11 protein-coding genes are annotated in these 15,364 nt (G+C 30.5%); all 11 read right to left on the bottom strand.

The genetic code is table 11. From position 1 onward, the window contains the following. Positions 1-324 precede the first annotated feature (324 nt). Complete coding sequence (gene wecB, locus V7121_RS22435; protein WP_335547925.1) at positions 325-1,503, bottom strand: non-hydrolyzing UDP-N-acetylglucosamine 2-epimerase; 1,179 nt, start codon at positions 1,501-1,503, stop codon at positions 325-327. A 532-nt stretch (positions 1,504-2,035) separates the two neighbouring features. Then, positions 2,036-2,821, bottom strand: coding sequence for a glycosyltransferase family 32 protein (locus V7121_RS22430; RefSeq protein WP_335547923.1), 786 nt, complete (start codon positions 2,819-2,821; stop codon positions 2,036-2,038). 370 nt (positions 2,822-3,191) lie between these two features. Then, on the bottom strand, positions 3,192-4,340 hold the full coding sequence (locus tag V7121_RS22425) for a polysaccharide pyruvyl transferase family protein (RefSeq protein ID WP_335547921.1): 1,149 nt from the start codon (positions 4,338-4,340) through the stop codon (positions 3,192-3,194). A gap of 70 nt (positions 4,341-4,410) precedes the next feature. Then, positions 4,411-5,967: an oligosaccharide flippase family protein gene (locus tag V7121_RS22420; protein ID WP_335547919.1), complete on the bottom strand. Its 1,557-nt coding sequence runs from the start codon at positions 5,965-5,967 to the stop codon at positions 4,411-4,413. 103 nt (positions 5,968-6,070) lie between these two features. Beyond that, positions 6,071-7,039 (bottom strand): glycosyltransferase family 2 protein, encoded by a 969-nt coding sequence (locus V7121_RS22415; RefSeq protein ID WP_335547917.1) that lies wholly within the window; start codon positions 7,037-7,039, stop codon positions 6,071-6,073. A 323-nt stretch (positions 7,040-7,362) separates the two neighbouring features. Then, entirely contained in the window at positions 7,363-8,493 is a 1,131-nt protein-coding gene (gene wecB, locus V7121_RS22410; RefSeq protein ID WP_335547915.1) for a non-hydrolyzing UDP-N-acetylglucosamine 2-epimerase, read from the bottom strand. A 3-nt stretch (positions 8,494-8,496) separates the two neighbouring features. Next, positions 8,497-9,606: a capsular polysaccharide biosynthesis protein CapF gene (locus V7121_RS22405; RefSeq protein ID WP_335547913.1), complete on the bottom strand. Its 1,110-nt coding sequence runs from the start codon at positions 9,604-9,606 to the stop codon at positions 8,497-8,499. A 14-nt stretch (positions 9,607-9,620) separates the two neighbouring features. Beyond that, positions 9,621-10,661: a nucleoside-diphosphate sugar epimerase/dehydratase gene (locus V7121_RS22400; RefSeq protein ID WP_335547912.1), complete on the bottom strand. Its 1,041-nt coding sequence runs from the start codon at positions 10,659-10,661 to the stop codon at positions 9,621-9,623. Between the two features lie 218 nt (positions 10,662-10,879). Continuing rightward, positions 10,880-11,896 (bottom strand): EpsG family protein, encoded by a 1,017-nt coding sequence (locus tag V7121_RS22395; RefSeq protein WP_335547911.1) that lies wholly within the window; start codon positions 11,894-11,896, stop codon positions 10,880-10,882. A gap of 124 nt (positions 11,897-12,020) precedes the next feature. After that, the gene (locus tag V7121_RS22390) at positions 12,021-13,238 is read right to left on the bottom strand and encodes a glycosyltransferase (protein ID WP_335547910.1); all 1,218 of its coding nucleotides are present in this window, start codon (positions 13,236-13,238) and stop codon (positions 12,021-12,023) included. 29 nt (positions 13,239-13,267) lie between these two features. Next, on the bottom strand, positions 13,268-15,364 hold the full coding sequence (locus V7121_RS22385; protein WP_335547908.1) for a hypothetical protein: 2,097 nt from the start codon (positions 15,362-15,364) through the stop codon (positions 13,268-13,270).

The following is a 15,364-nucleotide window of genomic DNA, read 5'->3' as shown; positions in this document are numbered from 1 at the left end:
AAAATTCAGTGATAGTTACTGCGACCAACAGGAACCTACTTTGTACGATCCTCGATGAGGTAGAGTGAAAGACCGCCTTTCTACCTTTGAAAGAAGCAAGCAGAACCGTCCCCATGGTCTCCTCATGGTCTCCTTATCTAGCAAAAACTGTCTACTCTAGTTTAGCAGTCACAAAAGTCCCTTATCTTTCTATCTCGCTTTACCGCGTTAAACCTTTAGCTAAGCGGGGGTCAGATCCCCGAATTTATACTTCACACATCCTTGTTAAACTATAGCTAAGTCAAGGTGTAACCGTCATTTTGAAATAATAATTAAACATAATAATTAAACATAAGTAGGTATGGTAACATTATTTTCTTCATTATTAAAATCCATAGGTCTATCATTTTGGTAGCCTAGATGGTAAAGAATCGCACTCACTATTCTCTTGGAAGCATTCCCATCTCCATATGGATTAGAGGTCTTTGCCATTTGGTCATGGGCGAACTTATTTGTTAATAGTTCATCAGCGAGTTTAAATATAGTATCCTCGTCAGTTCCTGCCAACTTTAACGTACCCGCCTTAACCCCTTCTGGTCGTTCAGTAGTGTCCCTTAAGACTAGTACAGGAGCTCCTAAAGATGGTGCTTCTTCCTGAACTCCTCCTGAATCAGTTAGGATTAAATATGCCTGAGAAGCAAAATTATGAAAATCAATAACATCTAAAGGCTCAATTAAATGAATTCGTTCATTTTCTCCTAATAATCTATTTGCAATTTCTCTAACAACTGGGTTCATATGAACAGGATAAATTACTTGAATATCATCATGCTTTTCAACAAGTCGTTTAATTGCACTAAACATATTCTCCATTGGTTTACCAGTATTTTCTCGACGATGAGCAGTCAACAAGACTAATCTATTTTTTCCTATTTTCTCTAAAACTGGATGCGAATAATTTGTTTTAACAGTTGTCTTTAAAGCATCAATCGCTGTGTTCCCAGTAATAAAAATTTTTTCCTCCTCTTTATTTTCTAATACAAGATTTGCTTTTGATTGAGCAGTTGGTGCAAAGTGGAGATCAGCTAATACTCCTGTAATTTGCCTATTCATTTCCTCAGGGAATGGAGAATACTTATTTCTCGTACGGAGCCCTGCCTCAACATGCCCAACCGGAATTGAATTATAAAATGCTGCTAAGCTAGCTACAAAGGTCGTTGTAGTATCACCATGAACTAATACAATATCTGGTTTCACTTCTTGTAAAACTCTATTTAGCCCTTCTAAGCTTCGCATCGTAACCTCAACTAACGTCTGTCGGGCCTTCATAATATTTAGATCAAAATCAGGAACAATCTCAAAGATATTTAGTACTTGGTCGAGCATTTCCCTATGTTGTGCAGTTACAGTGACAATTGATTTAATCTTTTCATTGCTCTTTTCAAGTTCTTTAACAAGGGGAGCCATCTTTATTGCTTCAGGTCTAGTTCCAAATACCGTCATTACTTTGATTTTATTTTCCATAAACATCTCCCACTTTCAATTAAATTTCCATTCCATTTGTCTTCTCATAATACTATCGTAATCTTTCCATCATAAATACTATTTCAATTTAACAAAGAAAGGAACATAATATTAAAGAGATGTATAGATTCTTCTAGAGGGTATCAAAAATAATCCCCTTCATTTCCGGATGGGGATTATTTAGGTTATATAACGAATATTATAATATCGACATATGTCGGGCGGTGACGGCACCAGAATAATTGTTACAGCCTACCTTTCGGTACATATCGAGAAGGCGCCCTTAATATTGCCTATGTTAATACAAATAAAGACTATTTATATTTACGCCTATAGAAAAACAGTCAAGTATTGGTAACATATATAAAATTTCAAAAGGATACGAAAATTTTATATCAAACCCCTTTCATCAGAAACACATTAAAACCAAACACAACCTTTTAATCCAGCAGGTTGAAGGAATATTGATGATAAAGAATCAGCAAAATGGATTTTCGGACTATTAGCTGAGCAGTTTCACATGCTACTACCATCAAATCAATTTTTTTATAATTCTATTAAATACATTATACAAACCCTCTTTTTTATACACCGTTATAACAGATATAATGATCCATCCTAACTTTTCACCAAAAATACTAACTATTTTATAATTATTTTTTCGATCTTTAATTTTATGTTCATCTAACCAAGATCCATTAAAATGATGAATTGTATAGGTATTTTTAGTTAATAATATTTTACCTGTTTCATAACTTTTCGGACAAAAATACTCTTTAGGGTATATAGTTAATAGCTCGTTAATTTCAAAAAATTCACTATTTAAAGATACGCCAAATTCCTTCTGTGTAATATTAGTAATCGTAACCACATTTGTTGTTAAATCATAACTACCATCATCTTTTTGAAAATGCTTGTAATCGTAATAATCTAGCAATTTTTTTATCCATGTATTCTTTTCTCTAGAACCCATTATGGCTGTTGGTATATAGTTATCATTTTCAAACCCTGAGAATGCATAATGGGATAAAAAAACATCTAAATTTCTTATTACCTCTACATCAGTATCCATATAGATACCACCGTAATTATATAGAACATATAGCCTGACATAATCAGAAACAAAGGCATATTTTTTAGCAATATAAGCCTCTTTTACATACTCGTTACAGTTTATATCAAAGTTATCTTCATTCCATTCAACTATTTTGTAATCAGGAAGGTATCTCTTCCAGCTATTTATACACTTAATAATTAGGTCATTATGGGGTTTTTTCCCAAACCAACAATAATGAATTATTTTAGGGATATTGTTCATGATAGTATCCTTTCATTATTAATAAAAAATAGATTTTAAATAAATACTGGAGCACCTATTTATATAATTATTATTGAAACTGTTTTGTTCTTTTTAAGTCATTGATAATCGTATTTAAGTAACTTAAGAATTCCCGGCTAAAAACTATCATTTTATACTTCTATTTTTAAGGAAAAATATAAAACAATTGTGTCTAATATCAAACTCTTTTTTATTTCTATTTTTAAGTGACCCAACAAAAATAAAAGTTTTATTAATTCTCTTATAAATCGATTTAGACTATTGAATAAGGTACAAATAAGATTTTTGTTTTAAAGCATAAATGCTAAACTCATATAATCGTTAGCAATTTGTCCGAGCAAGTTTATAATTAGTATCTTACATGTGATTTAATATTTTCAATCAAGGTTTTCATTAATTTATTTTTTTGAGTTTCAATAATTTTTTTATTGTACCCAACATTTTCAGCAGAAATAAGTTTGTTAATTAATTCACTATGATCCACATAAATATCAAAACATCTATCTATACAATCAATATTTTCAAAAAAGAATTTTACTTTTTCATCCCAAGAGATTGCTATACTTGGAATATCCAAGGAAGTCGCTATAATATGGCTATGCAACCTACAGGAAATAATACTTCTATACCTTGAAATAGTATTAACTAATTCTCTTGGGAATATTGGTCTTTCTGCTAATACCGAATTATTTTTCCCACAATAGTTTGCAATTTCTTTTGCAAGCTCGTAATCAGTCTCGGACCCGTTACAAAATAGTTCCCATTTAATATCCCTCTTATCTAATTCTTTAATTAAGTTGGTGTATATTCTAAAAACTTCATTATCCAATTCTGAGTTTAATCTAATTACTCCTAGACCAACAACTTCACTCTTTTTCTTTTGAATTTGAAATACTTCACTAGCCCAAAGGGCTGGGTCATATGATTGAGTGGCAATTATATTAGAATTGTTTAATAGCAATTTATTAATTTTATATACATCATCTCTACTCGTAATACTTTTTATATTCTGATGTCTTAAAGCATTAATTAGTTTACCTAATAAGACTGAGCATTTTATAGAACCCAAACCACATGCATTAAAAATAATTGGAACATTCTTTTTCGATAGTTCTTTTACGTGTCTTTCTATAGAAATACAAAAGTAATCTAGAAATAATTGACCACCCGCAAATACAGCAATATCAAAATGGTCATTACATGTATTTTTTATAAAATCAGCTTGATGCTTCCGTCCATTCAAATCTTTATACTTAAGATATTGAAACCTGTAAATAAATTTATTTAAGTAGTTTTTTATAGCTTTTTTTGATCTTTGCAGGTTATTGCTTAATTCTGGTTCAGTATCTTCAATTTTGTATCCAGTACGACTTGTTAAATCTGAGATAGATATATCACTCATAGGATATGCTTCTTTAATGAGATATTCTACTGACTTGCAAATTACACCGTCACCTAGATTTGATGAATAATGTTCCCCTATAATCAAAACTTTCATAATTTGCCACCCTTGTTGTATATTAAAGTTAAGCTTATATTTTTGGTTATTATTTCCCTACTATGTTAATTTAATGAGTTTTTAAATTAATTTTACTTCGAGTTATTTTATTTTTAACTCCTTTTAAGAGGAGATTCCTATCATATTTACTTAATATCAAAACAAAATTTATAATAATTGATACAATGGTGGTTAAAAATGCTGCAACAATTAACATTATCCAACTGTCAATTATTATTATATCTTTTATAAAAAATGAAATAATAGTAACAAGTGTTACAGCAATGACATTTTTTATTACAACGGGATAGAATGTATTCCATTTTAGATTAAGACATCGTGCTCCATATAGGGGTAAAAATGTAAGAGCCCGAATAATCGAAAATATTGTACTAGTTCCAGCTATGATAAATAATTTAGTTTTTACGTTATCTGAGAAGTTCAATAATATTAAAACTAATATTATCGTTAATATTGAGTTAAAAAATAAATAAATAGAAGACTGCTTCACTTTATTAGTAACAGTAAAAATATTCCACAACCCTTCCATTGGTAATGCAAAAATAAACGCAAAACAGTTCAATATTGAAAGAATTTGTAATAATTTAGCATCTTGTGAAGGAACCCACAATCCATAAAAAGCATCACCATAAGCAAATAATATTGCCATTGGGATACAAGCAAATAATCCCATAATCTTCATTGAATATATAAGTTCTTTTTGCATCCCCTTAATATCCTTTTTTGCATAACTTATAGTTAATTGTGGTGAAAATGCCCCGGCCAGCATAGCAAATATTGATAATATCATATTGGGTAAAGTCTTAGATATAGATAATGTTCCCATTGCCGATGCACTAATAAATAAGTTAGTAATTAGCAAATCCGTACCTGTAGAGAGAATACTACTAAGTTTTGTAAAGCTATTCCACAAACCAGAAGATATAAGAGTTTTAACTTTAGAAATATCAAAATAATTTCTATTAATACTTACATTTGGTAACAGTTTTTTTGTGTAATATATGTTTGCCCCTATAATATATATAGTACTAATTACTGCTGAAAAACCAAGATACCATACTGAAGGTTTCAAAAACAAAAACATTGTTATTAATATTAGAGCTTTTAAAATTGATGATACGATAGATATTGAAGATGATATGTTTAACTTATTTTTAGAAAATATAGATATATTAAAAACTGATCCCATAATATTAAGTAAAAAGTTCAAAAAAACAAACCCAAGAAGTAATGTAACATCTAGTAAAATATTATTAGGAATGCTTACAAATTTATTTAGGGTAAATAATAATACAGTAAATGGAATAGTTAAGAATAATGATATTGCTAAATTTGCAAAAAGGACTGAAGTAAAGTATTTGTTCACATCCTCATACTTTTCTTGATGTAAACTTATTGTTATATATCTGCTAGCCATGGAATTTAACGCAAAAGATATAACAGCTGCATAACTTACAAAATCATTGGCCATTCCTACAAAACCATACGCTTCGCTACCTACATTTTTCACCATAAAAGGTGTTAGGAAAAAGCTTATTCCAATTGCAACTAAAAAACTTATTATTTGTGCTATCATATTGATAACAATTTGTTTATTTTTCCCCATTGCAGTCCTCAAATTCTTTTTGTAGAAGTAATATTTTTTGACCTTTCAAACTTGTTATATGGTTATTATTGGAATGGGTGAAAGGCAACAAAAAATTATATTACTAATTCATATTTATTTTGTATCTGATATTTTTTATCACTTCAAATATTCTATAGTTTATTGCAATTACAATAGCAATAACTTTAGATTTTATTGGCACATTTCCATTACAACAAAAAAACAATAGATGCTTTCTAACCTTTTTTTCTATATTGGACTTTATTATTTTATCTCTAAAATTATCCCTACACATTTCACCTAACAATGATATATTTGCCAGTATAAAAGCACTAGTTACAGCTTTTTTTGACTGGGGGTATTTATCCACACATAAATCAAAAATACCCTCAAAAGCATTAAGGTAATCTAGTTTTTCTATTTTAAATTTACTCTTTACAATTCCATCTTTACGTTGAAAATAATTATAGCCAATGTAGTTTGAATAAACGACTTTGTTTATCTTCTCAAACAACTTATATGTGGTAAACATATCTTCATATAATTTTCCTTTTGGATATTGGATATTATCAAACAATTCTTTTTTATAAAGTTTATCACAAGCATGACTAGCGAAATATTTGTTGTTAAACAAACAATCAAAAGCCTCTTTATTATTAAAAACTTTACAATTATTAGTGATTACGCTGTCTATCTCAGAGTAACCTGATACTTCACGGTATTTACAAACAGATATATCAGCATTATATTTCTTAATATTTTGGTATAATATTTTATACATATCTTTCTCTATCCAATCATCACCGTCAACAAATGCAATATACTCACCTTGTGCAATATTAAGTCCTGCATTCCTTGCATCAGAAAGGCCACCGTTTTCTTTGTGCAATACTTTGATTCTATTATCCATCCTTGCAAAATCATTACATATTTCTCCACAATTATCTGGTGACCCATCATTTATTAATATTAATTCGAAATCTTCAAAAGTCTGAGCTAGGATACTGTTTATACAATTATGAATATATTTTTCCACCTTATAAATCGGAACTATTATGCTAATAATCGGCATCTTCTCACACTCCAATATAATCAATACCTATTAATTTATGTCAAAAAATCGGAATAAATAATACTAACTGTTAAAATCAATTCTAAAACCAAAGAGTTTTATGATGTACGAAAAGTTAGCAAATAAAATTCACTTAATCTGATAGGTTATCGTAAAATATATCAAATTCCTATCAACACACAATAAATTTCACATTGGTTGCTCATTTCTCATTTAATAAAACTAAGAACTAAAACCATATACAGTGCAAATCGAGAAGCTTTGTTAAGGTTTAAATCTTAGTTTTGTACTTTCAATGCAAATCTCAACACTAATTCAAATTTCTACTTATTCTGCCCCCATACAATCCTATTCACATAATTTGTATACGACAAAATAATCCTAAGAACTTTATCTGAAACGTTTGGCATACTATAATCTGATACGATTCTAAGAGTACTTTTTTCTTGTGTCTCTAATATTTCCAATCCCTGTAATATCCTTTCTTTTTTTAAACCCACCATCATTACCGATGCCTCTTCCATCGCTTCTGGTCTTTCATGGGCTTGTCTAATATTCAATGCTTTAAAACTAAGAATAGAAGACTCTTCGCTAATAGTTCCACTATCACTAAGAACTGTCTTAGCTTTAATTTGAAGTTTCACATAATCATTAAATCCTAATGGTTTCATAGTCTTCACTAAAGGATTAAATTCAATCCCTTTTGCTTCAATCATCTTTCTAGTTCTTGGATGAGTACTCACAATAACCGGCAAATTATACTTTTCTGCAACTGCATTTAAACTATCAACTAAATCTAGAAAGTTAGTTTCCGAATTAATATTTTCTTCTCGATGGGCTGATACGACAAAATATTGATCTGCTCCAAGTCCCAATCTCTCTAATACATCGCTTTTCTCAATGTCATCTTTTCGGGAATTGAGTACTTCAAACATCGGACTACCTGTCTTAATAATGCGATCAGCTGGAAGTCCTTCTCTTAACAAATATTCTCTTGCAATATCACTGTAAGTTAGATTTATATCAGCTGTATGATCAACAATTTTCCTATTAGTTTCCTCAGGTACTCTTTGGTCAAAACATCTATTACCTGCTTCCATATGGAATATCGGAATATGTCTTCTCTTAGCTGCAATTGCACATAAACAACTATTAGTATCACCTAATACCAAAAATGCATCTGGCTGAACTTCGTCTAATATTGGGTCAATCTTTATAAGAATATTTCCTACCGTCTCAATTGCTGCTCCAGTAGCAGCATTAAGGAAGTAATCTGGCTTTTTCAGGTTAAAGTCTTTAAAGAACACTTCATTTAATTCATAATCATAATTCTGACCTGTATGAACAAGGATATGTTCTATAGCCTCTGAATCTTCTAATTTATTAATAACAGCTGATAACCTTATAATCTCAGGTCTAGTACCAACGACTGTCATGACTTTTAATTTCTTCATTAATTATACCTCCAAAAAATGAGTGTCAGGCTTTTCTGGATCAAAACATTCATTTGCCCACATTACTGTTACTAAATCAATTTCTCCCACATTCACAATTGAATGCGTATATCCAGTAGGAATATCTAGAACTTGAAGCTTATCCCCACTAACCTTATATTCAATAATTTCGTCTGAATCAATCTTTCTAAATCTAATTAAACCTTCTCCACTAACAACTAAGAATTTTTCATTTTTAGTATGATGCCAATGATTACCTTTTGTAATCCCAGGTTTTGATACATTCACTGAAACTTGTCCTCTTTCCGGTGTTCTAATAAACTCTGTGAAAGATCCTCTGTGATCACAATTCATCTTAAGGTCATAGGAAAAATTATCGTCTGGTAAAAAACTTAAATAAGTACTATAAAGCTTTTTAGTTAACGCACTTTGCATCTTAGGAATACTTAAATTTGTTCTACTTTCTTTAAAGCTTTTTATAAGATCAGCTAATTCCCCAAGTTTAATATTATGTGTTACAGGTACCACACAATAATCTTCCTGCATAGTTGGTTTTCCTTCTAGAGCCCTTAAAAACTCGTCTAAAACATCATCTATATAGCACAGATTAATTTGTGCATAAGGATTATTAATTTGGATGTCTAACCCCCTAGCTATATTATGACAATAAGTGGCTACTACAGTATTATAGTTAGGCTTGCTCCACTTACCAAATAAATTTGGTAGTCTATATACATATGCTTTTACACAAGTTTCTTTTCTGTAATTAAATAATAAATCTTCTCCTGCCTTTTTACTTCTTCCATAAGAATTGTCTTTATCTGCCTGAATAGAGGAAGTAATCAGAACGGGAGCTTTATTTCCATGTCTTTTTAATAGTTCTAACAATTTAGCAGTAAAACCAAAGTTTCCTTCCATAAACTCATTTTCATCTTTAGGTCTGTTAACCCCAGCCAAATGAAAGACAAAGTCACACTCTTTTGTAAACTTTTCAAGTAAAGAAGGATCACTTTTTCTAGTAAACTCAAATATTTCATTATATCCTTTATTTTTTAATTCAGCGATAAGGTTCTTTCCTAAAAAACCTTTCGCTCCTGTAACAAGAATATTCATCAATCTATTCCCCTTTAGTTCATTACATGAATCTTTTTATTGTTCCATTCCTTTAGCTCGTGTTGCACATAGTCTAACTTAAGTAAGGTCTCTTTTATTTGTTCAATACTCAGGATTTGCGTATTATCCGAATTATATTCCTCTACAGTAGTGAGCTTTTGATCTCCCTCTGCGAAATACTTATTATAGTTTAGATCTCTTTTATCTGCAGGAACTCTATAGAACCCACCTAGGTCCTCTGCCACTACATACTCCTCTTTAGTAAGAAGTGTTTCATAACGTTTTTCCCCATGACGAGTACCAATTACTTTAATCTCGTTGTCAGCATTAAACAATTCCTTTACCGCTTGAGCAAGATCACCAATTGTACTAGCTGGAGATTTTTGAACCATAGTATCTCCTGCACTAGCATTTTGAAAAGCAAATACTACTAACTCAACCGCTTCATCTAAACTCATAAGAAATCTTGTCATATTAGGATCAGTTACAGTTAAAGGATGTCCACTTTTAATCTGCTCAATAAATAATGGGATAACCGATCCACGTGAGGCCATCACATTACCATATCGTGTTCCACAAATCAAAGTTCTGTCTGGAGAAACTGTTTTTGATTTTGCAACAAAAACCTTTTCCATCATTGCTTTTGAAATTCCCATTGCATTAATTGGATAGGCTGCTTTATCAGTTGAAAGGCAAATTACTTTTTTTACTCCATAATCAATTGCTGCTGTTAAAACATTATCTGTACCCAGTATATTAGTTTTCACTGCTTCTATAGGAAAAAACTCACAAGATGGTACCTGTTTTAGTGCTGCTGCATGAAAAACATAATCCACACCATGCATTGCATTTTTAACACTTGCTAAGTCTCTTACATCTCCCAGATAAAATTTAAGTTTACTATTTTTATAGTTTTTTCTCATATCGTCTTGCTTTTTTTCATCACGAGAGAAAATACGAACTTCTTTTATATCAGTATCTAAAAATCTTCTCATTACAGCATTTCCGAAGGATCCTGTACCGCCTGTAATTAATAGGGTTTTATTTTTAAACATGATAATTGCTCCTTTAATTTTATTGAATTATTTACTTTTTTATATTTTTATAATGCCTATAAAGATAATAAATTTATAGATCTTTACAATTTAAACAAAACAATTATTATTTTGGTTTTAGGAACAAAAGCATTACTCCTAATATATTTATTATATGGATATTGATAATCACTCATCTCTTAACTTTCATTAATTATTAATATTCTTAATACTTATATTTACTGCCAAATGAAATAGTAGGGTACAATATCATATTGTCTTACAGACAAAACAGTTACATAGAAAAATATAATTAAAAACGAAACAAGGAGACCTTTTAATAAAATTCTCGATTTGATTTCAAACAACTGCAATATATTAGGTAAAAGAATTATTATAAAAACTTGAAGATACATAGCAGATCGTGACAAGTCATCCTGGCCTGTCATTAACAAAACCACAATGGCAACATATAAAAGTTTTAAACAACCCATACTAATATCAAAAGGAGATGTACTATTAGATCCAATTTGCGTATAATTTAATCTTTTCGAATTCTTTACTTGGGTTTTATTAATGAAATAGAGACTTATTAAAGAAAATATCAAAATGCCTATTAATAATATTATATTTCCTCCTATTGAGATTTCCCCTGGTTGCCCCATTCCATGAATAAATGTATTAATAAAACTATAAATGTAATTTCTAAAAATGACTAAACCTAAAGATCCTCCAATATATCCTAGAGCAGCAAATGGAGTGATTTTTGCCTTCATAATATAATACACAAGGAAAAAGATAATTGCAGAATTATGGAAAAAGTATGCTATTAAAACAACCAAAGTAAATCCAATAAATGATTTTACACCTGATTTTTCTAATAATCTAAATGAGTATAGGCATATCGCTATTGATATAGCATTTCTTATGCCAGATATATTAAACACAAAAAAAATATAGCAAATATATATAAGCAAAGATAGAGTTACGTCCTTTGAGTATCTTTTAACAAATTGATAAAAGGATAAATATATAAAGGCATATATAATTGCAGAAAATAATTGAAATGATAAGCCAATCTGCGAAAATATTTTCATAAGCAATATATATCCCGGCTCAAAATAAACATAGTTAAAATCGCCCCAAGAATATTGGCTTGCGCTTTCATATACTCTTTTATATCCAAGAGTATCTATACCTACTGTATCCTTTTTTAGAGCACTTATTGCATACATAGAAATAGTTCCAAATAGCAAAATTAATGTTTCTTGCCTTTTTTTACCTTTTACTATTAACTTTGTTAGAAATGAAATAGTTATTATAAAAAAGATAAGTATAATATAAATAGCTATAAAGCATCACACCTGTATCTTATATTTTTTAATCTACATAAATGGACTTATTCTGGGTAATTTCCATGTAATAATCTATATATTCTTTATATTTTTTTGTACGTTCAAATTGTGATGCCCTTACTAAGATAAGATTAGGATCATATGATGGAAGCGTACATATAGCTTCACAAAGTTTATTAACATCTCCTACATCAATTACCTGTCCACAATTGGAATCTATTGCTTCTGGAGATCCGCCGGTTCTATAAGTAATAACAGGTGTAGCACAAGCTAGTGCCTCTATATTAACTGTAGGAAAATTATCTTCATAAGTTGGATTCACAAAAACGTCTGCATCCGAGTATATTTCTGCAAGTTCTTGAATACTATTTGTACGTTCAATTCCTAAGATATTTTTTGGAAGAGCTGCAATTTGCTCTTTTGTCAAGCCAATCAACACAATCTTATAGTTTTCATCTAACATTTCAGATAAACGTATGAAATCATTCAATCCTTTCCGACTATTCCAAGCATTTGCCACACCAAGAACAATTTTCATACCAATAAGCATATTTTTTTCTTTAAAACTGCTTTCTGTGGGCTTGAATACATTAAGATCAATGCCGTTATGAATTGTTCTGACTGTATAATTGCCTAAATAGGACTTTCGTATTATTTCTGTCAGCCAATTAGATGGAGTAATAATAGTCATATTTTTAACACTTGTAAATAGTTCCTTTTTGAGAGCATAATTCTCCTTTGATTTATCTAGAAAATAACTTTTTGGATACTCTGATTTCTGAGGACAATTAAAACAACCGTCCTTCCATTTGGAACAATTGATTAGGTCAAAGTGTGTACAATGGCCTGTAATAGGCCAACAATCATGCATAGTCCAAATAACAGGCTTATTAGCCTTAGATAGATAATCAAAAAGGATATTTACATTTATATAGTATCCATGTAAATTGTGTAAATGAATTATATCAGGGTCATATTCTTCAATTTGTTTGATCAAATTTCTTGTTGCTCTAGAAGAATAAAACCCAGCCTTATCTGTAATGCGTGAAAGAGCATTATGGGTATAATAGCCATATTTGTTATTCATTTTTATCGTAAATTCCGGTGATACATTATTTGCGGTTCCTATTCCATAAGCAATTTTGCAATCATGCCCTTCTTCCCTCAATGTATGGAATAAATCGGTTGCTATTCTGCCTGTACTGCCTATCCCACAAACGGAGTTAATTATTAGTACCTTCATACTCTTCATTCCTTCTAAGGTTAATCACACTAATCAATTTCGCTATAAAATTTAAATCCTTTATTTATTAGTCTACGCTTGATAAAGTTAGCCAAGCCTTGTGGCAAGATTTTTTTCCCTGTTGAGAATACAAAGATTTTGAATTCATCTTTGTAACTGATTACACCACGTGGACCTTCATACAAATGGTGCTTTTTTAAATATCGATTAGCTTTGTGTAAAAGCTTCCCCTTTCGTACAACATCAAGAATTGGGAATTCCTTTCCTTTACTCAAAACACATTTAGCTCCAGTTTCACGCGCAATTTTAGTAAGTGATACCTCATACTGCCATGCATTTAGAGGAGCGTTTAAAGTTTTTTCAATAAAAGATTTTCTCCATATTCCCGGATATAAATTAACCTTGTAGTTTCCAATTAAATTAACATTATAGATATTTTTGTATCCATTCATCCTATCAAAAGAATTTGGATCATTAAATAAACTGATATAGTCTATTTCCTCCTTTTCCATCACATCTATCAAAGAAGCTATTTTTTCAGTGTGTATTTGTTTCGTCAAAAAGTAGTCATCAAGTGTAACTAAGACATACTCGGTCTTTATATGTGGTAATGAAAATGCTACTCGCTCTGAGAATTCCTTTCCCTCACCCGCAGATAAAAGCTTGATACCTTCAAAAGATTTTGAAGGTTTATTATCACTAACTAAAAAAGTGTCAATATTTCTATTAGCCCAATTTTTATTTAATAGCATAATATGTGTATCCCATAAATCAGAAAACTTATCACATGTATGAATTAATAGGCTCAATTTATCCTTGATCATATTTCTATTTTTCCTCTCAACCATTTTATTTACGACACCTTTAAATATCTCTGAGCTCTGAAGTAAATTATGATGTTTCTGGGTAAAGTACGCTGCCATTTCATAGTTTCTTTTCTGAAACTCTACATTAGAGATAAGATTGGCTATGCAATCAACCAAATCTTCCTTTTGAGAACATACCGCAGCACTGTCAATATTCTTCAAGTATTCTATTGCCCCACATTCCATTGAGCCATATACTAAAATGTTGGAGCCGGATGCTAGAGAGTCAGCAACCTTAGTAGATAGAGAATATCTTGTAATATCGACATCATGTTTTTGAAATCCCTCTACTACTACGACAATATCGCTTTGCACAGTTTTACTTTGTACTTCTGAATAGGGGATTGAGCCGTGATAACTGATATTTTTATTTTCATTAAAAACTTTAAAGTAACTGGGGTCAGTTTCATTTGAATATACATTAAGAATATAATTAGGATTAACTTCTCCTAGAGCATATCCAATATCGTTTAAAGAATGATTTCTTCCTAACCGGATGTTTCCGAAATAAGAAATGGTAGGTTTTTGAACATCTATCTCTTTAAATTCTCTCCTCTTAATCGATGATGAAAGGTAAACTGTTTCTCCATCTAGCCCGAAGGACTGATTATATTTGTCCCTTATCTTATCACCTATATAAATGGCACTTCCTGGATGTTTAAAAACTTCCCTTATGAGTTTTTTGTACTTTAATTTATATAGATAATAAAATGGTGAAAGGGAAAATTTAGTATTAAAGTAATAGTCATCACCAATTGATGAAACAATAGGGATATTAAAACGTTCGGCCACATATAGAGCAATCTCTGAAATAAAAAAGTCATCTGAAAAACTTAGGAATACACATTCTGGATTAAATTCATCCAGCCATTTATTTAATTTTTCTGTACACCAATACTTTTTATTCCAAACTAATCTTCTCATCAAATAAACTATTGGTCTTTTCTTGCTTCCCCAATTATATAACTTAGAGAATATTGAACTATTTACTTCAAGAGTATTGTCTGACCATTCATCAGCCAAATCTTTATCATAATAAATTACACCAGTTTCTAGGGTATGCTTAAGTCTTTTCTTTACTAGCCTTTGATCCGTAATTTGAAATAATGTACTACAATGGCCCTTTGCTGGCTTTTTGGTATTTGAAAATATCTGTGCCAGGTTCTCACTTTCCCAATTAGAGAAATATGATTCAAATGCCCTTGATGTAGATTTCTTATTGAAGGGAACCGTACCAACAATCAAAACTCTTGGTGCCAT

The organism is Neobacillus drentensis (assembly GCF_036962125.1).
GTDB classification, from domain to species: domain Bacteria; phylum Bacillota; class Bacilli; order Bacillales; family Cytobacillaceae; genus Neobacillus; species Neobacillus drentensis_B.
This window is presented reverse-complemented; position numbering and strand designations above follow the sequence as displayed.